18 protein-coding genes are annotated in these 21,796 nt (G+C 62.8%); 12 read left to right on the forward strand and 6 right to left on the reverse strand.

Going from position 1 to position 21,796, the window contains the following annotated elements; all coding sequences use genetic code 11:
- Positions 1–44 precede the first annotated feature (44 nt).
- The 6 genes from GM676_RS20845 to GM676_RS20870 all read left to right on the forward strand — a co-directional run bounded on the left by GM676_RS20845 (position 45) and on the right by GM676_RS20870 (position 8,602).
- Complete coding sequence (locus tag GM676_RS20845; protein WP_229262798.1) at positions 45–974, forward strand: LysR family transcriptional regulator; 930 nt, start codon at positions 45–47, stop codon at positions 972–974.
- 163 nt (positions 975–1,137) lie between these two features.
- Positions 1,138–4,044 (forward strand): type VI secretion system Vgr family protein, encoded by a 2,907-nt coding sequence (locus GM676_RS20850; RefSeq protein ID WP_155465827.1) that lies wholly within the window; start codon positions 1,138–1,140, stop codon positions 4,042–4,044.
- A gap of 4 nt (positions 4,045–4,048) precedes the next feature.
- On the forward strand, positions 4,049–4,909 hold the full coding sequence (locus tag GM676_RS20855; RefSeq protein WP_155465829.1) for a DUF4123 domain-containing protein: 861 nt from the start codon (positions 4,049–4,051) through the stop codon (positions 4,907–4,909).
- Positions 4,888–5,577 (forward strand): DUF3304 domain-containing protein, encoded by a 690-nt coding sequence (locus tag GM676_RS20860; protein WP_155465831.1) that lies wholly within the window; start codon positions 4,888–4,890, stop codon positions 5,575–5,577. The genes GM676_RS20855 and GM676_RS20860 overlap by 22 nt, the downstream gene beginning before the upstream one ends.
- Before the next feature lie 2 nt (positions 5,578–5,579).
- Positions 5,580–7,226 carry a T6SS phospholipase effector Tle1-like catalytic domain-containing protein gene (locus GM676_RS20865; RefSeq protein ID WP_155465833.1) on the forward strand — a complete coding sequence of 549 codons (1,647 nt, stop codon included), beginning with the start codon at positions 5,580–5,582 and terminating at the stop codon, positions 7,224–7,226.
- A 599-nt stretch (positions 7,227–7,825) separates the two neighbouring features.
- Positions 7,826–8,602 carry a T6SS immunity protein Tli4 family protein gene (locus GM676_RS20870; RefSeq protein WP_155465835.1) on the forward strand — a complete coding sequence of 259 codons (777 nt, stop codon included), beginning with the start codon at positions 7,826–7,828 and terminating at the stop codon, positions 8,600–8,602.
- Between the two features lie 36 nt (positions 8,603–8,638).
- Here GM676_RS20870 and GM676_RS20875 read toward each other — a convergent pair whose 3' ends face one another.
- Together GM676_RS20875 and GM676_RS20880 are read right to left on the reverse strand one after the other, a co-directional pair.
- Positions 8,639–8,833: a hypothetical protein gene (locus GM676_RS20875; protein WP_155465837.1), complete on the reverse strand. Its 195-nt coding sequence runs from the start codon at positions 8,831–8,833 to the stop codon at positions 8,639–8,641.
- Between the two features lie 41 nt (positions 8,834–8,874).
- On the reverse strand, positions 8,875–9,906 hold the full coding sequence (locus GM676_RS20880) for a M29 family metallopeptidase (RefSeq protein WP_229262799.1): 1,032 nt from the start codon (positions 9,904–9,906) through the stop codon (positions 8,875–8,877).
- 138 nt (positions 9,907–10,044) lie between these two features.
- Here GM676_RS20880 and GM676_RS20885 point away from each other — a divergent pair, with 138 nt between their 5' ends.
- Positions 10,045–10,497: a hypothetical protein gene (locus GM676_RS20885; RefSeq protein ID WP_155465841.1), complete on the forward strand. Its 453-nt coding sequence runs from the start codon at positions 10,045–10,047 to the stop codon at positions 10,495–10,497.
- Between the two features lie 68 nt (positions 10,498–10,565).
- The gene (locus GM676_RS20890; RefSeq protein WP_155465843.1) at positions 10,566–10,895 is read left to right on the forward strand and encodes an apolipophorin; all 330 of its coding nucleotides are present in this window, start codon (positions 10,566–10,568) and stop codon (positions 10,893–10,895) included.
- On the opposite strand, the gene GM676_RS20895 is transcribed toward GM676_RS20890, so the two are convergent.
- The 4 genes from GM676_RS20895 to GM676_RS20910 form a co-directional block, all read right to left on the reverse strand.
- Positions 10,896–12,953, reverse strand: a complete 2,058-nt coding sequence (locus GM676_RS20895) for a tetratricopeptide repeat-containing diguanylate cyclase (RefSeq protein WP_155465845.1) — start codon at positions 12,951–12,953, stop codon at positions 10,896–10,898.
- 160 nt (positions 12,954–13,113) lie between these two features.
- Positions 13,114–14,895, reverse strand: a complete 1,782-nt coding sequence (locus GM676_RS20900; RefSeq protein ID WP_155465847.1) for an ABC transporter ATP-binding protein — start codon at positions 14,893–14,895, stop codon at positions 13,114–13,116.
- On the reverse strand, positions 14,885–16,639 hold the full coding sequence (locus GM676_RS20905; RefSeq protein WP_155465849.1) for an ABC transporter transmembrane domain-containing protein: 1,755 nt from the start codon (positions 16,637–16,639) through the stop codon (positions 14,885–14,887). Before GM676_RS20905 ends, GM676_RS20900 begins: the two co-directional genes overlap by 11 nt.
- Positions 16,640–16,809: 170 nt before the next feature.
- Entirely contained in the window at positions 16,810–17,439 is a 630-nt protein-coding gene (locus tag GM676_RS20910) for a phasin family protein (RefSeq protein WP_155465851.1), read from the reverse strand.
- A 184-nt stretch (positions 17,440–17,623) separates the two neighbouring features.
- Between GM676_RS20910 and GM676_RS20915 the strand changes: the two genes are divergently transcribed.
- The 4 genes from GM676_RS20915 to GM676_RS20930 all read left to right on the forward strand — a co-directional run bounded on the left by GM676_RS20915 (position 17,624) and on the right by GM676_RS20930 (position 21,711).
- On the forward strand, positions 17,624–18,898 hold the full coding sequence (locus tag GM676_RS20915) for an amidohydrolase family protein (protein ID WP_155465853.1): 1,275 nt from the start codon (positions 17,624–17,626) through the stop codon (positions 18,896–18,898).
- Positions 18,899–18,958: 60 nt separating this feature from the next.
- Complete coding sequence (locus tag GM676_RS20920) at positions 18,959–19,480, forward strand: GNAT family N-acetyltransferase (RefSeq protein WP_155465855.1); 522 nt, start codon at positions 18,959–18,961, stop codon at positions 19,478–19,480.
- A complete protein-coding gene (locus GM676_RS20925; RefSeq protein ID WP_155465857.1) occupies positions 19,477–19,989 on the forward strand; it encodes a GNAT family N-acetyltransferase in 513 nt (170 codons plus the stop codon). The genes GM676_RS20920 and GM676_RS20925 overlap by 4 nt, the downstream gene beginning before the upstream one ends.
- Before the next feature lie 93 nt (positions 19,990–20,082).
- Positions 20,083–21,711, forward strand: coding sequence for a methyl-accepting chemotaxis protein (locus GM676_RS20930; protein WP_155465859.1), 1,629 nt, complete (start codon positions 20,083–20,085; stop codon positions 21,709–21,711).
- Positions 21,712–21,796 lie beyond the last annotated feature (85 nt).

Below are 21,796 nucleotides of genomic sequence, written 5' to 3' on the forward strand. Positions count from 1 at the left end.
ACAATGGGTTGACACATTGTCGCCGGAATGGAGACAATCGGCCCATGGATCAGTTACGGGCGATGGAAATTTTTGTGGAAGTGGCGAGGCTGCGCAGCTTCAGCGAGGCGGGACGCCGTCTCGGGCTGACGCGCGCCATGGTGAGCAAGCACATCCTGCAACTGGAGGAAAAACTGGGCGCGCGGCTGCTGCACCGCTCGACACGGGAGGTCAGCCTGACCGATGTCGGCCAGGCCTACTTGTCGCCGTGCACGGCGGCCGTGGCGCAGGCGCAGGAAGCGGCGCGGGTGGTGGCGCAGGCCGGCGACGATCTGGCCGGGCCGCTGCGGATACAGGCGCCGTCCAGCTTCGGCAGTGAATGGCTGGCCGGATCAGTGGCGCAATTCGCGCTCCAGCATCCGCTGCTGGCGCCGATGTTGTATGTGGATGACGCGCTGCTCGACCCGATCGAGCATGGATTTGATTTGACGATACGGGTAGGCGGCATCCCGGACGTGCGCGCATTGGCGATGCGTCCGCTGGCGCCATGTCGCGCCGTGCTGTGCGCGTCGCCGGACTACCTGGCGCGGCACGGGATGCCGCAAACGCCGCAAGAGCTGCAACAACACCGCTGCCTGCACTTCAGCCACCTGACCGACGGCACCCAATGGCACTTCCAGCGCGGCGAGGAGCGGGAATCGGTGCGCGTGCCCGCCGCCTTCACCGCCAACAACGGCCTGGTGCTACAGCAGGCAGCCCAGCGCGGTCTGGGCATCGTCTACAACACGACGTTCCTCGCATGGCGCAGCTTGCTGGAAGGTACGCTGGTGCCAGTACTGACCGACTGGGAACTTCCCCTGAACCACCTGAGCGCACTGTATCCCGCCAGCCGCCAGCCCTCGCCCAAAGTCCGCGCACTGATCGACTTCCTGATCGCCGAATACCACCCGCTCCCGCCTTGGGACAAGGAACTCAGCACCGCCGGCCTGTTTTAAATCCATCGCTATCATTTTTGGCAACGACAACGCAAAATGCCAAAATGGATTTGGCCGTTGAACTTAGTCGCTCCCATTCTCAGAGGTGTTACGTATGAATCGTGCGCCATGTGAACAGACGAGTCAGTATAGTGTTTTGCACTATTGATAATATTTAAATTTCATGGCTGTGGCATTGTTAGAGCAAATCACCGCCGCCCTGGCCCAGTTTTCCAGCGCCACCCGTTTGTTCCAACTGACGCTGGACGCTGGCGACAGCGACGACCTCGGCGCCGGTGGCCTGCTGGTGGAGGCGTTCGCGGCGGAGGACAGCGTTCAGGGCGTGGGCGCGCGCGACGTCATCGTGCTGTCGACCAACGCCTCGGTACCGCTGGCGCCGTTGCTGGGACGGACGGCCGCGCTCGAAGTCAGCCTGGCCGACGGCAGCCGCACGCAATTCCGTGGCGAGATCACGCAGGCCGCCATGCTGGGCAGCGAGGGCGGCCTGGCGCGCTTCCGCCTGCGCCTGACGCCGTGGCTGTGGCGTTTGAGCCAGGTGCGCAACAGCCGGGTCTGGCAGGATAAGACCGTTATTGAAATAATCGACGAGGTGTTCGAAGGCTACGCGCCATTGGCGCAATGGCGCTGGAGCGAAGAAGCCGAGCCCTTCATGGCGGACGCGGTGGCGCGCAGCTATTGCTGCCAGTATCGCGAATCCGATCTCGATTTCGTGCAGCGCCTGCTGACCGAAGAAGGCCTGGCGTGGCGCTACGAACAGTTGGAAGACGGCGTCGGCGTGGTGCTGTTCGCCGACAGCCGTCAGCTCAGCGCCACGCCGGAAGACGCCAGCAGCGAGGCGGGCGGCGGCATTCGCTACCACGGCGTGCGCGCCGGCGAGGCCAGCGATACGATACAGGCCCTGCAAGCGCGGCGCGCCGTCACCGCCTCGCTGACCACGCTGCTGAGCTACGACTACAAGGCAAAACAGGCGGTCAACGCTAGCGCACCTTCGCGTCTCCCGTCCGGCAAGCTGCCACCGCTGGAAAGCTACGATGTGCCGGGCCAGTACAGCTACGCCAATGCCGCGCAGGCGCAGCGCTACGCCGACCTCCAGATGCAAGGCCGCGAAGCCGCCGCCCAGCTGTGGCGCGGCCGTTCCACCGTGCGTACCATGGCCGCCGGCACGCGTTTCACGCTGACGCAAGGGCCACTGTCGCTGACGGCTGGCGCGACGGCCGGTTCGGCCTCGGGCGCGGCGGACGATGCCGCGCCTGCGTACGTGCTGCTGCGCGTGCGCAGCGTTGGCGTCAACAACCTGCCGTCGCCGGCACAGCAGGCGCTGGCGGAACTGTTTGGCCCGCTGCCGGAACTACTCGCAGAACTGGCGGCCGCCGCTAGCGACGACTTCGCCCTGACCATCGCACAGGCGCGTGAGACCGGCTATGCCAACAGCTTTGACGCCATCGCCGCCGACGTCATCTGGCGCCCGCAACTGCCGGGCAGCGACGGCCGCAGCCATCCCAAGCCCACCGCGCGCGGCGCGCAAAGCGCCATCGTCATCGGCGCCGACGGCCTGGCGCAACCAGCGGGCGCCGATGAACTGTACTGCGACAAGCTGGGCCGCGTGCGCATCCGCTACCACTGGCAGGACAACGGCGACGCCACCTGCTGGGTGCGCGTGGCGCAGCGCTCGGCCGGCGGCGGCATGGGCAGCCAGTTCCTGCCGCGCATCGGACAGGAAGTGCTGGTGCAATTCATCGAAAACGACATCGACCGGCCGATCATCATCGGCGCGCTGTACAACGGACAGGGCGAGGGCGGCGTACCGCCAACGCCGGGCGCGCAAAGCGGCGGCGAGGACCAGGCCGCGCGCTTCCAGCCGGCCAGCGACCATGCGGTGTCGGCGCAAGGCAATCTGGCCGGCGGCAACAGCCCGCTATGGCATGGCGCCTCGGCGGAAAGTGCGGGGCACCGCAACGCCGCCGCCCAGTGGGGCGTGCGCAGCAAGGAATTCGGCGGCAAGGGCTACAACCAACTGCTGTTCGACGACACCGACGCCCAAGGCCGCGTGCAATTGCACTCGACCCACGCCGCCAGCGAACTGACGCTGGGTCACCTGATCCACAGCGCCGACAACTATCGCGGCAGCCTGCGCGGACAGGGTGCGGAATTGCGCACCGATGCCTACGGCGCGGTGCGCGCCGGCGCCGGCCTGCTGGTGAGCAGCTACAAGATCAACCACAACGCCGACGCGCGCGAACCGGCGGGCGACAACGCGGCCGGCATCGCGCTGCTCAAGCAAGCCCTCAAGCTGGGCGAAACCTTCAACGACGCGGCCAGGACGCACGAGACGGTCGCGCTGGCCGCCCATCTGGGCGCGGCCAAGGCCAACGCCAGCACGCTGGACGACAAGGCCGCGCCGCTGCAAGCGATGTTGACGGCGGTATCCGGCATGGTCGGCAACGCCAGCCTGGACGCGGCGCGCGCCGACGCGGCCGACAGGAAAACCGCCCCCGGCGACGACCAGTTGCCGCACGCCGGCGCGCCCATCATCGCCATCAGCGGCAAAAGCGGCATCGGCGTCACGTCCGGCGCGGCGGTGCAGTTGGCCAATGGCGAAACCATCTCCCTCATGAGCGGCAACGACAGCCAGTTCATCACCGGCGGCCAGTTGCGCGCGCACAGCGGCCAGGCGATCGGCGTGCTGGGCGGCGCGGTCAAGCCGGGCGAGGGCGGCGTCGGCGTACAGCTGATCGCCGCCAAGGACGCCGTCGACATCCAGGCGCAGGCCGACGAACTGAAAGTGCAGGCGCGCGACGAGGTCAACGTCATCAGCGCCAACGCCGGCGTGGACTGGGCGGCGGCCAAGCGCATCAGCCTGTCCACGGCGGGCGGCGCCAACATCACCATCGAGGGCGGCAACATCACGGTGCAGTGTCCGGGCAAGTTGACCGTCCATGCCGGTAAGAAGTCATTCAGCAGCGCCGAAAGTGCCAAATACGCCATGCCAGTCCTGGCACGCAGTGTGTGTAAGGAATGTCTTCTTAACGCGGCGAAAAGCGCCTCACCATTTGCCGCCATAGGAGGTTGAAAGGATGAACCAGATCAATCTTCAAAAGCTGGCCGAGCAAATGCCATTGGATGATGCTGAGAATATTTATGCGCTCGTGGACGGTGCGCAATGCAGCAAGAGCTTTATCGAGTTCGAGCGGGATTATGGAATATCGGCCGCGGTTTCCTTGCTGACCGGTACGGTTGAGCATGATGCAAAATACGCGGGTCCTTTGCTGCAATCTTTCAAGCCGGGCATGCTGCGCTACCAGCTTGGCCGGCTTGTCGAGCTACCCGATGCGGCGCTTTACGTTTCCGTGATTCGCTCGCGATTGCTTGTCGATGAGATCATCCAGCGTTTAAGCGCCTTGACGGAGGTTCTGCATGACGATGGCAGCCGATGGGTGATGCGTTACTATGACCCGCGGGTATTGCCGCATTGGTTAAGTGTTCTTACAGAGGAGCAGCGGGCCGAGGCGTTGGCCGGTATCGCGCAATGGTCTTATGTCGATTGCAGAGGGGAGTTGCAGACCCTTCATCATGAGGGCGGGTACTTGCCGGCGCCGTCCCGCCCTGTCGAGTTGAGCGCGGCGCAGGTAGACAGGTTGATGGATGCGTGCCTGCCCTATACGATGACGGATCTTCTGCTCAGTGACCATGTCGAGGAATTGCGTGCGATTCCTGATTTCGAAAGATATGATTTTTTTCTTCGCCAATTGACGCGGGCAAAAGAGCATGGTGTAACTGGGATGGCGGACCTAAAGACATACTGCTTCCTGGCGACCCTGTTGGGCCCCGAGTTTGATGGACTGCCATTGCTGCGCACGGTGCTTCAGTCGCCGCACGGCCTAAGCAACGCGGTGCTGGACTGGGGCGCGGCGGAATGGCAAAGCTTGGAAGTTTGATGGGAGTGAGCGTGATATACAGGATATTTCTTTGGCTGGCAGTGCTGTTTTTGGCGGGATGCGACGGGCCCGAAAAGGATCTGCGCTGGCGCCAGAATCAGTTGCAGCAGACCTTGAATACCAGCGTGTACAACTACACGGACAGTAATGTCACCGAAGTGTATTTCAAGTTTGCCAATCTGCCGTTTAAGATTGAGGAGGCTGCTTATGCCGGTCCCGTGTATTTTCGCAATGCCAGTCAGACGACCATGGACAATGGCCAGACGGTTTATTACTCGTCGTCCGCCTGCTGTTTTTATTGGGATAAAAGCGTTCAGCCTCCGGTGTCGTTGAGGGTGGTTTGGCAGGTGGTGTACGACCTTGATCTGTTTGAAGGCGAGAGCGGCCGTTTCGACCACCGCGCCTCCAGAGCGGCGGCACCCGGAAGCCGTTGGTGCGAACTGGTGGTGCCTGTACGCGCGCCATATCCCGCTCAGTTCGATAATCTGCGTTTGCACTTCCTGCGCGATGGTGCGGTCGTGGCATTGGTTGGCGACGGCAAGCTGGAGCAGCCTCTACCTTCGGCGGAGGTCGCGGTCCATGCGATGACCTTGCCCAAAGGAAGTCACTGCCAGCATGAGATTGACAATCCCTGGTATGGGATTCCGCGCAAACCACATAGGGAGTAGAGATGAGCAAGCCGACGGTGCGCAGGGTGGAATCACTGAGTAAAGCGGAGAAAGCCGCGCGCGGTATTTATCGCAACCAGTTGAGCAAGGTGGAAATGACCGCCGACCTCTCGGCGTGCAAAAAGCCGGTGTGGATCAGTTGTTTCTTTGATGGTACAGGTAACAATTTCCGCGAAGATGGCTTTGGTAGCCAAAATCCCGACAACATCAAGTACAGCAACGTGGCCAAGCTGGGCATGTTCGCGCACAAGGACGCCGACGTGCCGAACCGCGCTTACGCGATTTATGTGCCGGGGGTGGGGACGCCATTTCCGGAAGTGGGCGATAGTGGCGGCGGCATCGACAAGGCCACCGGCATGGCTAACGCCGCCAAAGGGCAACTTCGCCTAGACTATATGATGAAGGAATTTAAAAAGCGTGTCGACGCGCACATGCCCCATGTTAACCAGATCAATGTCGCGATCTTTGGGTTCAGTCGTGGTGCTGCTGAGGCGCGTGCCTTCATCCATCAGTTGGGCGCTATCTGTGCCCGGCAAAATCAGGATTTACTATGGACGCACAGCGGTGGCGATGTGCCCCGGGTGGTGATTTATTTTGTCGGCATTTTCGATACTGTAGCTTCGGTCGGGTTCGGAGGTAGCAGGCTTGAATCCCGCCTGAAATATCTGGTGGGACCGTTTTGGGGCGGGCTTCTTTATCTCGTGGATGATGGTGGTCACGCTGCTTGGGCCAACGAGCTCCGTATACCTTCCTATGTCCGCTTTTGCGAGCACTACGTGGCTTCGCATGAAGTCAGGGAGAAGTTTCCCTCCGATTCGGTGCGCGTGGATCAGGCCGTTCCGGGCAACTGCCGCGAAACCTTCTATCCCGGCGCGCATTCGGATGTCGGAGGCGGCTATGAGTCTATGGCGCAGGAAGGTCGCACCAACGAGCTGGCGCGCATTCCGCTTTGCAATATGTATCTTTCCGCCTATGCCGCAGGGGTGCCATTCAAGTCGCCCGAACAAATCAATCGTGAATGCGGTGGATTGTTCTCGATCAGTTCAGAGTTACAGTCGTGTTTTGAGACTTATATGAGCCTGATTCCGGATGGGAGCAGGCTGGAGCAGCAAGTGGTCAGTCACATGGGCGCTTATTACCATTGGCGCTGGGGGCGGACGGAACGTCAGCGCGCAGAGCGAAAACAGCGTCAGGCGATCATTGCCTCCGGTCAGAGTGTGGCGTACGCCACTCCTGATACCTATATGACGGTCACAGACCAGGAATGGGAAGCTGATGTGCAGGATATCGCAGAAAAAAGAACCGGCTTCTTCCGCAGCTCCACCACGCCATTGGAGGATGTGATATTCGAGGCTTGGAAAGGCACTATACGCAAAAAGATGAGCGCGGAAAAGCGGGCGTTGTTCGATAAATTCTTCGACCGGTATGTGCACGATTCCGTGGCAGGTTTCAAAAATCAGATGAGCGATGCTTATATTGGCTTCGTTGAGGCCAGCCGCTGGAGCAGGAACCGCCAGTATTTCATGGGTAAACGCGACAAGAAGTTCCTCTACTGGCGGTACGAAGGCAAGAGTCCTTTGACCCAAGGTGCGAAAACGGCCATGCTGACGCCTTCCCCGGATATGTCCGAGGGTCGTACCATGGCCTGATGCGTGGTCGATGCCGTTTACTTTCTTGCGACAAGCTGGGCGGCGTGCGCATCCGCTACCACTGGCAGGACAACGGCGACGCCACCTGCTGGGTGCGCGAGGACTTGTCTCGTTACCCACGGTGTCCCGATGATCGCAAACCCCACGAATGACATTGTCGGCGATAGCAAAGCACCTCCGTTAAGGCCGGATGGGAGGGCGCTGCGTGATGCTGTCGACCAAGCCTCGGCCATGCTGGCCGAGCCTGTGCCGTCGCCGGCTGCGCCAAAAATTCATTTCGAGATGACGGTAAAGGGCGATAGCGCAAAAGACGAATCCCAGGCGCTGGCCCTGTGGGGCCGCGTTACCCGAACGATACGACCACGGTGACAACAATTGGCAATATCTATCTCAGCTCGTCGACAAGCGGTGGCGGTGATACGCAGTCTGGCGCTCACCCTGATTCTCGCGGGGTGTGATGCGAAGAAAAATGATGTTGAAAAATTGAAAATGACGTCGGCAATGAGGCCGCACTGCATCGGTCATAGCCTTATCGATCTGCCTGATAGCTATACGTCGAGTCCTGGCGCACTAGGCATCTTTGTGCCGTATCAGATGTGGTGGCGGATGCAAGTATTGATCTGATCGTTGAAGAAAAAACCAGTCAGACCGCATTTGCCAAGCGGGTCAAGGAGCGTCAGGCCGCCTTGGCTGAGGTCAACCATGGCAACATGGACAAGCTGGTCTTGTCGCAGGAGACCGGCGACGGCGGCATGCTGTTCCGGGTGAATGAAATCGATGATGCATATAAGAGCGAAGTCCATTGGCTGTTACATGACCGTTACCTGATCGCACGTATCGACTCGTACAATAATCAGGTTAAAAGTGCGGAGGCATTGCTGCTCGAATTCAAACGCAATGTCGAGTACGTGCAATCCCCCAGCGACCTTCCCGGCACTTTTTGCTTAGGGGATGTAGCTGTCAAGGGGAGATACCGTTCGGAGTCAGCTAGCCTTGGCTATCGAAGTACTGCTTCGGAGATTACGTTTGCCTTGGACTTTGATACTTTCCGCAAGGACGATACTGAATCGTTGTTGCAGCGCGTCGGCGGCAAGGACTCTTTGCTGAGAAAATTTCAGGCCAAGGAGAAGGTGCTACGGAAAAGTGAACATACAGTAGCAGGCATGCGCGCGCAGGAGTGGGGCGCATCGGTTGTGCTGGGGGAGGATGGAGGCGAGAAGCAAGTGAGTTTTGCGCTGGAGACAATGCGACCTGTCCCTTCGGTTGCCGCACCCAAAATCCATCTTGAGATGGATGCCAAAGGCTCTGGCACGCAGGATGAAAAAGGATTGCTGGCATTATGGGACAGCGTCACCAGGACAATACGCATGCGTTGAGATAAGGGGGCGATCCAGCAACGCTAGCGGTTGAGTTCAGCTGAATTGAACGCGCCCGAAGTCATTGCCGCCGTAGAAGATGGAGTCGATCTGCCAGCCGGCTTTTTTATCGTAGGCGAAGTTGTAGTCTTCGATGCGGGGCGGGCCGATGAAGGCTCGCTGGTAAGCATCTTTTCGGCCAGGGTGGTCCTCGTCATTTTTTGCTCTTTCTTTCCCAGGACAATCTGCCATGCAATGACGCGCTTCACCGCGACTGCGAGCAAGTGTATCAGTCAGCAGATTTGCCAGGCGCCATTCTGGTAGACGCGTTGGTCGTCGAGGTAGACGCCTTCGGTCATGGCGAAGACGTCGATGTGGTAGCGGGCGTCTTTGCGCTTCAGTTGCGGCTTGGTGTAGACGCCGTGCTTGGCGCCTAGCGACAGGTGGATGCCGCACATGCGCTCGTAGGTGCCGATGTCGTCCACCATGCACTCGCGCGAGAAGGCGCGGTTCATGCCGAAGCCCAGTTCGCGCAGCCATACTTCGCCTTCATGCTCGCGGATGATGGACAGCATGTTCTCAAATTCCGGCGTGCTGTTTTCCGTTCCCACCACGCGGCCTTTTTCAACCACGATGGTGATGGGCGTCTCGGGTCGGTTCACCAGGAATTTGGTGTCGCCAAAGACGAAGATGCGCGCCCGTCCGCTCACCGCTTCCAGATCCCGCGCTTCGGTGAATACTTCGCCTAGCGGGAATTGGCCGCCTACGTTGGTCATGCCGCTGTAGTCGCCGATATTCAGCTTGGCGCCTTCAAACGGGGAGGCAAACACCAGCCGCGCGCCGTCGCCGCTATCGACCACGCCTTGCCCCGCGCTGTCGATGCGCGCTTTCAGCGCATGGCCGACGCCGCGGTAGTACGACGGGTCGTAGGCCAGCGAGTCGATGTAGTGCAGGCCCTGCTCGCCCGGCATGCGCGACAGGTGCACGTGCTCGATCACTTTCAGTCCGCGCTTGAACAGTTCGATGCGGATGCGGTAGGCGTCCATGCGGAAGCTGGTCGATTGCACCAGCACCACCAGGTCGCCGGCCGCCATGCGCTCAAAAACGCCCAGGATGACGTCCGGCGTGGTGCTGTCGAAATCGATGAACTGTGCGTCCGGCACCACGCGCCGGTAAGCCTCGGTCAGCACGCGATTCAGCTCGGTGCGGGTGTCGTAGACGATCAGCGCGGCATGCGGGGCGCGGTGTTCGATGGCGTGGGTCAGCGTGTCGCGCAGGTTGCGTTCGGCGGTATCGACCGCGGATGGGGGCAGGGTGGACGTCATGATGCGTGGTTCAGATGGATCAGCCCGCATTATAAGGGCTGGCCAGCCTGCGCTTTCTCCTTGTAATGCTCACAAGTGCGATATAGAATTAAAAAATAGCCTACCAGCAACTTCATGGCGATGACAACAGGAAGCAAGATGACTGTATTAATGGGACAGGATTTGCCGCTGGAGCGACCGGATGCCACCGGGCGCGCAGCGTTGTTTGTGCCGACCGCCGCCATCAAGGGCGATGTGCTGGAAGCCGTGCGCATGGGCGCGGCGATAGTCGGCTACGGCAACCATGACAGAACCTTGACCATTTACTACGAAAGCAATCGCTTCAACGAGGCCAACCTGGCCAAGTGGGAGCAGAAGGCCCGCAAGGCGTTTGAGCGCTTGTCGGAGAACCTGCCCACCGTGTCCAAGATGGTCAGCAAGCCGGAGAATTTCGAGCAGGTCGGCTATATCAGCAACAAGGGCATCCTGATCCGCCGCATGGAAAAGCTGATGAACTGGCTGGAAAAATCCGATGCCCTCGACAGCGCTCCCGCCGGCGAAACCATCGATTTCGCGCCGCCGCCTCCCCCCAAGAAGATCGTTGCCGAATAAGCAGTGCGCTGCGTTTTGGCGCGCCGTTGTATGCTCTTGGAAAGAACCCATTCTTTCAGGAGATAGTCATGCGTTATTTCGCAGTCATGGTGGCGGCGCTGGCGCTGCTGGGCGCTTGCCAGAAAAAGGACGATCCGAGCGAGGCCGGTCCGGCCGAACGCGCGGGTCGCAAGATCGATCAGGCCACCGAGCAGGCCGGCCAGAAGATGGATAACGCGGTGCAGCAGGCCAATCAGCAGCTCAGCGACGCGGCCAAGGAAACCAGCCAGAAGCTCGATCAGGCCAGCGACAAGGCCAGCGAAAAGCTCAACGACGCCACGCGCGAAGCCGGCCGCAAGCTGGAACAGGCCGGCGAGAAGATGCAGTCCACCGCCGACGAGCGCGAATCGAAAAAGTAATCAGTGCTTTTGCGTGGCCTGCTTGATCGAGACCACGTTGGTGTGCTCGTTCGGCGTGGGCGGATGCGCCCCCGGGTCGCCGCCCAGCACCACGCTCAGGTCCACAAAGCCGGCCCGCCAGGCGCGCTCCAGATCCTGCTCGATCGCTTCCATCGAGGTGAGGTGGAAGTTCTCGAAGCGGCGCACGCCGTAGGCGCGGTTGCGGCCGTGCGCCTTGGCCAGGTACAGCGCCATGTCGACCAGGTTCACCGCGCGCTCCCACGGCAGCGGTACGCCGCCCGGCACCAGCGGGAAGGGCGAGAAGCCCACCGACACGTTCACTGAAATCTCGTGCTCCTGATATCTGAGCGACTGCGAGGAGATGCTCAGTAAAATTCGGCGCGCGATTTCGTCCACGCCGTGGCGCGGGATGGCCGGCAGGAAGGCCAGGAATTCCTCGCCGCCCCAGCGCACAATCATGTCGGTCTCGCGCAGGGCGATGCGCAGGTTCTCGGCGATCATCCGCAGCACGGCGTCGCCGGCCGCGTGGCCGTAGTTGTCGTTGATATGCTTGAAGTGGTCGACGTCCAGCAGGAACAGGGCGCCGACGATATCGTCCTGCCGCTCTTTCGCGTTCAGGCCGCGCATGAATTCCTGGAAGTGGCGGCGGTTGTACAGCGAGGTCAGTGGATCGAGCGTGGACTGCGCTTTCAGTTCGAGGTTCTTCACCTCCAGCTGCGCATTGGTGTGGCGCACCTTGCGGTACAACAGTCCTACCACGGCGGCGGCCAGCGCGAACACCAGTGCCAGCAGCCACCACACGCGCTGTTGCAGGCGGCGGTTGTCGATCTCCGCGCCCTTCACCAGATTCTCGTGGCTGAGCATTTCGATCTGGCGCTGTTTTTTCTCGGTCTCGTATTTTTCCTGGAGCTCCAGCATGGCTTGCTGGCGGCGCTTTTCAAACAATTCGTTGGAGATGGCGCGTTCGCGGTGATAGGCCTGCACCGCGCCGGCCATGTCGCCGCTGCGTTCCAGCGCTTCGCCATATTCGCGCAGGGCCGCTTGCAGATCGGGCTTGTTGTTTTCCTGCTCGTAGCGCGCCAGGCCCAGTTCATACTGCTTCTTGCCTTCGGCCAGGCGGCCCATGCCGAGGTAGGCCTGGCCGAGGTTGAGGCGCGCGGTGGCTTCGGTGGATTTGTCCCTGGTCTGCTCGGCCGAGCGCAGCGACTCTTGCGCATACTGCGCGGCGCGCGCGTAGTCGTGCTCTTTCAGGTAGCTGTCCGACAGGTTGACCAGCGTGATGCCAACCATGCGCTCCGCCCCCAGCCTGCGTTCCAGGTCCAGGCTTTGCAGCAGCGCGCGCAAGGCGCGCTTGGGCTGGCCGGAATCGATGGCCAGGCCGTACTCGGTGTTCTTGGCCATGGCCATGCGGCCCGGCGATTTAAGTTTTTCGGTTTCGTTCAGCAGCTCGTCCAGCGTTTCGGAGGCGTTGTCGTACTCCTTCATCTGGGTGTGCAGCTTGGCCAGCGCGTTAAGCGCCGCCACCAGGCTGAGGGTGTCGCCCGCCGGCGGCCGCGCAATATCCACCGCGTGCTGAAGCTTGACCAGCGCGGCGGGGAAGTTGCCTTGTTCGGCGTAAGTCTGGCCGGCGGTGATGGTGGCCTGCACCTTGAGTGGATTGTCGGCGGTGGTGAGCGCCAGCTTTTCGGCCTCGAAGGCCAGGCGGTGCGCCGCTTCCACCTCGGCCTGGGCAAACAGCACATAGGTCTTGGCCAGCATGCCTTTGGCGACGATGGCGTTGTCGCGCAGCGATTTGCCGAAGGCGATAAGCTGTTCGGCTTCATCCAGCGCGACGTCGTTCTGACCGAGGCGCATGCGCACGGTGCTCATCTGGCTGAGGAATTCGGCGCGGGTGCCGGACGGCGCGGCGGCCAGCTCCGGTTGCAGTTTCAGTAACTGCGCCAGCGCCTTGTCGGGCACGAAGCGGCTTTGCTCGCGGATGTCGAGGATGCGTTCATCCAGCGTGGCCTGGGCCAGCACGCATGCCGGCGCCAGTACCAGCACCACGGCTGCAACCATGGCATGCCGCTTCGTTTGCCACCATCCGCCGTTTCTTAGTCCCGCCAACTTGACGCCCCCGCGATCACCCTGCAATGTCTAGACAATTATATGCCTGTTGCAAGTGAGAAAGCCTCAAGATATACGAATTTTTCGCCAAAATCGCACAGTTTTGCGCCAGCTAGGCGGCCAGTTGTTGCAAAAGATATAGGCGTTGATACAAGCCGCCGTTTATCTGCATCAGTTGCTCGTGCGGGCCGGTTTCGGCGATGCGGCCGTGATTGAGAACGATGATGCGGTTGGCGTCGCGGATGGTGGACAGGCGGTGCGCGATGGCGATCACCGTCACCTTGCCGCGCAATTCATCCAGCGCGGTCTGCACGATTTGCTCGGTTTGCGAATCGATGTGCGAGGTGGCTTCGTCCAGCAGCAGGATGCGCGGCGCGCCGGCCAGCGCGCGGGCGATGGCGATCAGCTGCTTCTGGCCGACCGACAGGCGCGACCCGCCTTCGCCCAGCGGCGTGTCGTAGCCTTGTTCCAGCGCGGCGATGAAGTCATGCGCGTGGGCGGCGCGGGCGGCGGCTTCGATCTGCGCTTGCGTCAGGCCGCGGCCCATGTCGATGTTCTCGCGCGCCGATGCGGCCAGCAGAAACGGGTCTTGCGGCACCAGGCCCACTTCGGCGCGGAAGCGTTCATTGTCGATGGCGTCCAGCGGCATGCCGTGCATCAGGATGCTGCCGTGCGGCGCTGGATAGAAGCGCAGCAGCAGCGACAGCAAGGTCGATTTGCCGCTGCCGGTGTGGCCGACGATGCCGACGAAATCGCCCTGCGGGATGTCCAGCGACAGGTCGTGCAGCACCGGCTGGCCTGCGTTGTAGGCGAAATTCAGATGGCGGATGGAGACGGCCGGCAGGTTGTCATCGTTGGCGGCTGCGGCGCGCTGGGGAGCTTGCCGCGCGTGTTCCTGCGCCGTGCCTTCGTCGAGCAGGGTCGCCACGCGCGCGGTGGCCACCACCGATTGCTGCAATTGGCTGAACTGCATGGTGATCTGGATCAGCGGCTCGATCACGCGCGCGAGGTAGCTGATGAAGGCATACAGCACGCCCACTTCGGTGGCGGTCATCTCGCGGTGGCCGAACATGAAAATCACGGCGCCCAGCAGGATGATGTTGAACAGATCCAGCGCGGGGCGCAGCAACCAGGCGTTGGCGCGCAGTTCCGAGAGGCGCGCGGTGTAGTGATCCTGGTTGGTGGTGGCGAAGCGCTGGCCGAAACGCGTTTCGGCGTTGCTGGCCTGGAGCACGCTCATGCCGCCGATCGATTCGGCCATCTGGCCGTTGATCTCACTGCGCAGCGCGCGGGCACGGGTGACGGCCGGCGCGCTCCAGCGCTGATACAGCCAGACGATCAGCAGCACCGCCGGCAGCAGGGCCAGCACGATCAGCATCAAACGCCAGTCCAGCCAGGCCATGGCGCACACGGTGCCGACCAATACGATGGTGGAGTCGAGCATCACGAACAACACCTGGATGTACAGGCTCTTTACCGCCTCGGTGTCGTTGGTGACGCGCGACACCAGCTGCCCGGTGATGGCGCGGTCGAAGAAGGACATCGGCAGCAGCAGCACATGCGTGTACACCATTTCGCGCAAGCGCATCACCGAGCGCATGGCAAGCCCGGACAGGCGCACCAGTTGCAGGTAGCGCAGGCCGCTGGCGATCCAGCCGGTCAGCACCACGCCGGCCAGCAGGCCGGCCATGCGCGGCCAGTCCAGATGGTGCGGCAGCAGGTGTTCGTCGATCAGCGCCTTGCCCATGATGGGGCCGAGCACCTCCAGCAGCGCGGCGCCGATCAGCCATAGCACGGCCCAGAACAGGTGATGCTGGTCGGGCAGGGCGGCGCGGCGCAGCAGGGCGATGGCCTGCCGCATCTGGCCGGCGGTGGAGGTTGGTTCAGGCTTCATCGAGACTGGCTTCCAATTGTTGATAGCGCCACTGGCTGGCGTACCAGCCATCCAGCGCGAGCAGTTGTTCGTGATTGCCGGTTTCGGTGATGCGGCCGTCGCGCAGCACGATAATCAGATCGGCGCTGACCACGGAGCTGAGGCGGTGGCTGGCGATGACCGCGCTGCGGCCCTTGCGCTCCTGGCGCAGCTCCTCAAGGTGCTGGAGGATGCGGGTTTCGGTGCCGGTATCGACGGCGGACAGGGCGTCGTCAAGCAGCAGCAAATCGTTATCGGCCAACAGCGCGCGGGCGATGGCGACGCGCTGGCGCTGGCCGCCGGACAGCGTGATGCCTTTTTCGCCGACTTGCGTGTCATAGCCATCGGCGAACAGCAGGATGTCGTCGTGAATGGCGGCCAGGTTGGCGGCGTGCTCGATCTGCGCGCGCGTGGCGTCCGGACGGGCCAGCGCGATGTTGTCGGCGATCGAGGCCGAGAACAGGAAGGATTCCTGCGGCACCCAGCTGATGGCGGCGCGCAGCGCTTGCAGCTTGTATGCATCGAGCGCGTGGCCGCTCCACTGCACGCTGCCGTGCTGCGGCGTGAGTTGGCGCAGCAGCACGCGCAGCAGCGTCGATTTGCCGCTGCCGGTGGGGCCGACCAGGCCGAGGGTTTGGCCGGGTTGCAGCGTCAGCGTGATGTCGCTGATGGCTGGCGAGGTTTGTCCGGCGTAGGCGTAGCTGATGCCGCGCAGCGTCAGCGTGCCGGGTGGCACGGCGGTGAGCGTGCCGTGATCGTCGATGGCCAGCGGCGCGTCCAGCATCGGTTGCAGGCGTTGCCAGGCGGCGCGTCCGCGTTCGATCAGCGACAGCACCCAGCCGGCCGCGAACATCGGCCAGATCAACTGGCCGAGGTACATGGTGAAGCTGGTCAGCGCGCCGATGGTCAGCTGGTCATGCCAGATCAGATAACCGCCCAGGCCCAGCGTCAGACCGGTGGCGGCGGTCAGCGTCAGGCCGACGGCGGGTTCGTAGGCGGCTTCCCACACCTGCGCGCGCAGGCTGGCGTCGGAGGCCTGCGCGGCCAGTGCGGAAAACTGCTGGGCGCTGCGCTGTTCGAGGCCGAGCGCGCGCAGGGTGCGCACGCCGGACAAGGTCTCCTGCACATGGTCGTTTAGCGCGCTAAAGCGCTTGAGCGAGTCGGTGGACGCGGTGTGGATATGGCCGGAGATGTACCAGAACGCCCACGCCATCAGCGGGAAGGGCAGCAGGGCGATGCAGGCCAGGCGCCAGTCGACGCCCAGCAGCATCACGCCCAGCACCATCACCAGCGTGAGGGCGCCGTCGAAGCCGGCCAGCATGGCCTCGCCGGCGGCCATCTCGATGGCGTCGATATCGTTGGTGGCCAGCGCCATCAGATCGCCGGTGCGCTGGCGCTGGTAGAAGGCCGGGCCTTGCAGCGTCAAGCGGGTGTAGAGGCGGGTGCGCAGCGAGACGCCGAGCTGATAGGCGGCGCCGTACAGGATCTGCCGCCACGCCACGCGCAGGAAATAAATGCCGGCGCCGATCAACAGCAGCGCGCCGATTTCCATCAGCAGCGCGTTGCCGGACAGGGTGTGATTGGCCAGGCCGTCGATCATGGCGCCGACCTTGCGCGGCACCCAGATACTGAGCGTGGCCACGCCGGCCAGCATGGCGCCGGACAGAATATAGGCGCGGCTGTGCTGGCGGACGAAACCGCCGATCAGCCGGGAGAGTTTAGACATGCATGTTGCCTCGGTAAACCGTGTAGCCCGCTAGGATACACAAAAACCGGGGTCAGTTCTTGCAATCCAACACGAGCACAGCCATAACGACCGTTACGGCTGTGCTCGTGTTGGATTGCAAGAACTGACCCCGGGTTGGGACCAGAACTGACCCCGGGTTGGGGCCGAGGTTATTTTTTGGCTTTGGGGGCCGGTTTGGCGGGTTTGTCTTCCGGAGCCAGGGCGATGGCTTTGGGCGGCGGTTCCGGGAACAAGGTGGGCTTGGCTTCCACTTTCACTTCGACGAAGCTGTCTTCTTCCGCGACCGGGGCGGCGGCCGGCTTGGCTTTCGGGGCCTTCGGCGCCGGCGCGGCTTCCGGTTCGTTGGCGGCGACCGCTTCCACCGCCTTGCTCACGGCGGCGGCCAGCGCCGGCGGGGTCTGGGTGACGCCGGTGGCGACGGTGGCTTTGGTGGCGGCCAGGTCGGTCACCTGTTTCAGGGTGTCCTGGGCGCTTTTGATCAGTTCGTTCTGGGCGGTCGAGGCGATGCTGTACAGCTCGCGGCCGTAGGCCAGCAGGCCGTCAAAGCTGGCTGGCTCGGACGTGCTCAGGGTGAAGAATTCTTTCGGGTCCTTGGCGGTCAGCAGCCTCTTGGCGGCGGCCGAGGATTTTTCCACCGAGGCTTTGGTGGTGCTGAGGTTCAGCGCGATCACCTTTTCGGCACTGCCTACCGCCGTGTTGGCGATGGTGCTGAAAATCTGGAACTGCGCTTCAAGTTGCGATTTCGTGGCTGCGGAAAACTGTTCGGTGATCGAAGACATGGTTTCTCCTGAAATTATGATGCAACGCAATAAGTCCATTCTAACGACGATTTTCTGGCTTGGAAAGTTATTTTTTCTACCATGACGCACTAATCGCAACAGGCGAAATTAATGCGATGCAACAATTGGTGTATTTTGGTGAAAATGCCTACAATGGTTTTACTTTAAATCAACGGAGGTGCAGATGGATGTGGTGATCCGCAACGCCAGTCTGGTGGACGGGCAGCAGGGCGTCGACGTGGCCATCGAACAGGGGCGCATAGCCGCCGTCGGCCCGCGCCTGCCGGTGCGGGCGGCGCAGGAGATCGACGCCGGCGGCGACTTGCTCACGGCGCCGTTTGTCGACGCCCACTTCCACATGGACGCCACGCTCAGCTACGGCCTGCCGCGCGTCAACGCTTCCGGCACGCTGCTGGAGGGCATCGCGCTGTGGGGCGAGCTCAAGCCGCATCTTACCCAGCAAGCGCTGATCGAGCGCGCACTGCAGTATTGCGACTGGGCGGTGGCGCGCGGGCTGCTGGCGATCCGCTCGCATGTGGATGTGTGCGACGACCGCCTGCTGGCGGTGGAGGCGCTGCTGGAGGTCAAGCGGCTGGTGGCGCCGTATCTGGATTTGCAGCTGGTGGCGTTCCCGCAGGATGGCGTGCTGCGCGCGCCCAACGCGCTGATCAATCTCAAGCGCGCCATCGCCATGGGTGTCGAGGTGGTGGGCGGCATTCCGCATTTCGAACGCACCATGGCCGAGGGCGCGGAGTCGGTGCGCATTCTGTGCGAGTTCGCCGCCGACCAGGGGCTGATGGTGGACATGCATTGCGACGAGTCGGACGATCCGCTGTCGCGCCATATCGAAACGCTGGCTTACCAGAGCAACCGGCTCGGCTTGCAGGGCCGCGTCACCGGCTCGCACCTGACCTCCATGCATTCCATGGACAATTATTACGTCAGCAAGCTGCTGCCGCTGATGCGCGAGGCCGGCGTCAACGCCATCGCCAATCCGCTGATCAACATCACGCTGCAAGGCCGCCACGACAGCTATCCCAAGCGGCGCGGCATGACGCGCGTGCCGGAATTGCTGGCGGCCGGCATTCCGGTCGCCTTCGGCCACGATTGCGTGATGGACCCATGGTACAGCCTGGGCTCGGGCGACATGCTGGAGGTGGCGCAGATGGGTTTGCATGTGGCGCAGATGACCGGACAGGACGCCATGCGCGATTGCTTCCACGCCGTCACCAGCACGCCGGCCGCCATTCTCGGGCTGGAAGGCTACGGCGTGGCGCCCGGCTGCCATGCCGATCTGGTGCTGCTGGACGCTGCCGATCCGGTGGAGGCGATCCGCCTGCGCGCCGCCCGCCGCCTAGTGATGCGCCGGGGAAAAATCATCGCCGAGTCGCCGCGGGCCCAGGCACGCCTGCACTTGCCTGAGCGGCCGCCGCAGGTGGATTTCCGCTTGGGGCGCTAGCTGGACTTGCACCGGGAAATACATGACAATTGAACACTGTTAAACCGGTCTGGAGTTACCTTGAAAGAAATCGCCATCCGACCCGCAACGGAAGCCGACTTCGGCCCCATGTGGGACATCTTCCAGGAACTGATCGCCAGCGGCGATACGTATTATTTTGCAGCCGATACCAGTCGTGAAGATTGCCACGCCTACTGGTTCGGCCCCGGCGTGCAGAGCTTTGTCGCCATCCTTAACGGCGAGCGCCTGGTCGGCATGTACCGTTTGATTTCCAACCAGCGCGACCGTGGCGCGCACGTGGCCAACGCCTCCTTCATGGTGAGCCCGGCGGCGCAGGGCGTCGGCGTCGGCAAGCTGCTGGGGGCCGACTGCATCGAGCGCGCCCGCGAGCAAGGCTATCTGGCGATGCAGTTCAATTACGTGGTCAGCTCGAACATGCCGGCCGTGCTGCTGTGGAAGAAGCTGGGCTTTTCCATCGTCGGCACCCTGCCGCGCGCTTACCGTCATCAATACCTCGGCTATGTGGACGTCTACGTGATGTACCAGTTGCTGACAGACCCCACCCACTGGCCGGACGCATGAAAATACTGGACACCCCACGCCTCACCCTGCGCACCATCAACGCTGACGACGATCTGTTTTACTACGAGCTGGTCAACGATCCCACCTGGCTGGAGCATATCGGCGACAAGGGCATCCGCACCGTGGCGGAGGCGCGCACCGCCATCCTCGACGGCCCGTGCGTGATGCAGCAGCGGCTCGGCCATTCGCTGTACGTGATGGAGCGCAAGAGCGATGGCGCGCCGCTGGGCTTGTGCGGCCTGATCAAGCGCGACAGCCTGCCGGAGGTCGATATCGGCTACGCCATCCGTCCGGCCTATTTCGGCCAGGGCTATACTTACGAGGCCGCCGCCGCCGTGGTGGCGTACGCGCGCGACGTGCTGCGCATCCCGCGCCTGATGGGCATTACCAATCCGGCCAACACGGTGTCGATCAACCTGCTGGCCAAGCTGGGCCTGACCTTTGTCGAGCACAAGGTGCTGCCGCCGGATGGTCGTCCTACCAATATTTACGCGCGCCAGCTGTTGTAGCAGTGAGAATTCGCGAGGATTTCGGCTTCCCCATATTGGCATTTGCGCGGCATGCGTGCATGATGGATAACAGTCCTTGCCAAGGAGGTAACGATGAAACTCGCCAATCTCAAGATAGGCGTGCGCCTGGGGTTGCTGGGCGCATTCTTCTTCGTCGCGCTGGCGATCGTCGCCACGTCCGGCTGGCGCGCGCTGGCTGACAGCAACGCCCGCAGCGCCGACGCCATGGCGCGCTCGGTCGCCATGAGCCAGGCCATCGACGCCGCGCGCAGCGCCCAGGTCGAATTCAAGACGCAGGTGCAGGAGTGGAAGAACATCCTGATCCGCGGCAACGATCCGGCCCAGCTGGACAAGTACAGCAAGGCCTTCGTCAAGGGCGGCGAAACCACCCGCGCCGAGCTGCAAAAGCTCGATGCGCTGCTCGACAAGCTTCGGCTCGGCACGCCGCTGGTGGACGAGGCCATCAAGACCCAGAACGAGCTGGTCACGCGCTACCTGGAGGCGCTGAAAAAATACGATTCCGCCAATCCCGAGAGCGCCCATGTGGTGGACGCGCTGGTCAAGGGCATGGACCGCGAGCCGACCAAGAAGATCGATGACATCGTCGACTACATCGGCAAGCAGGCCAGGCGCCTGAGCGAGACCATGGCCGAGGAGAACGCCGCCGCCCACCGCGCGGCCATGCTGGCCATGGGCGTGACCTTGCTGATCACGCTGGTGGTGGGCGTGGTGACGGTGGTGTGGCTGATCCGCAGCATCACCCGTCCGCTGGACGAGGCGGTGAGCGTGGCGCAGACCGTGGCCGGCGGCGACCTCAGCAGTGAAGTGCAGGTGCAAAGCAGCGACGAGATCGGCGCGCTGCTGGGCGCGCTCAAGCAGATGCAGCAAAACCTCAGCAATATCGTCGGCCAGGTGCGCACCGGCACCGAGACCATCCATGGCGCCACGGTGGAAATCGCCGCCGGCAATCTGGATTTGTCGGGCCGCACGGAGGAGCAGGCCAGCTCGCTGGAGCAGACGGCGGCGGCCATGGTGGAGCTCACCACCACCGTCAAGCAGAACAACGAGAACGCGGCCGAGGCCTGCCGCCTGGCCGACAGCGCCAGCAACGTCGCTGCCAGGGGCGGCGACGCGGTGGCGCAGATGGTGCGCACCATGGGCGAGATCAACGACAGCTCGCGCAAGATTGTCGACATCATCGGCGTGATCGACGGCATCGCCTTCCAGACCAATATCCTGGCGCTGAACGCGGCGGTGGAGGCGGCGCGCGCCGGCGAGCAGGGGCGCGGCTTCGCGGTGGTGGCGTCGGAGGTGCGTAATCTGGCGCAGCGCTCGGCGGCCGCCGCGCGCGAGATCAAGGAGTTGATCGGCACCTCGGTCGGCCGGGTCGAGGAGGGTAGCCGGCTGGTCGGCCAGGCCGGCGAGACCATGGACGAGGTGGTGGCCAGCGTGCAGCGCGTCACCGCCATCATCGGCGAGATTTCGGTGGCCAGCGGCGAGCAGCGCGACGGCATCGAGCAGATCAGCATTGCCATCAGCCAGATGGACAGCGTGACACAGCAGAACGCCGCGCTGGTGGAGGAAGCGGCGGCGGCGGCCGACGCGCTGGAACAGCAGGCCGCCAATCTGTCGGAGGCGGTCAGCGTCTTCAAGCTGCAAGACCGGTCCGATGTGGCGGCCTTGCCGCGCTCGCGCGGCCGCGCGCTGCAACTGGCGGGCTGAGTTTTTGCCACAGGCAGTTTGATGCGCCTCAAGCGGGCGCGGGAATGGCCGGTGGCGGCTTGCTCTATCCACTATCATTCCTTCT

The sequence above is a fragment of the Duganella radicis genome (genome assembly GCF_009720825.1).
Lineage (GTDB): Bacteria > Pseudomonadota > Gammaproteobacteria > Burkholderiales > Burkholderiaceae_D > Rugamonas > Rugamonas radicis.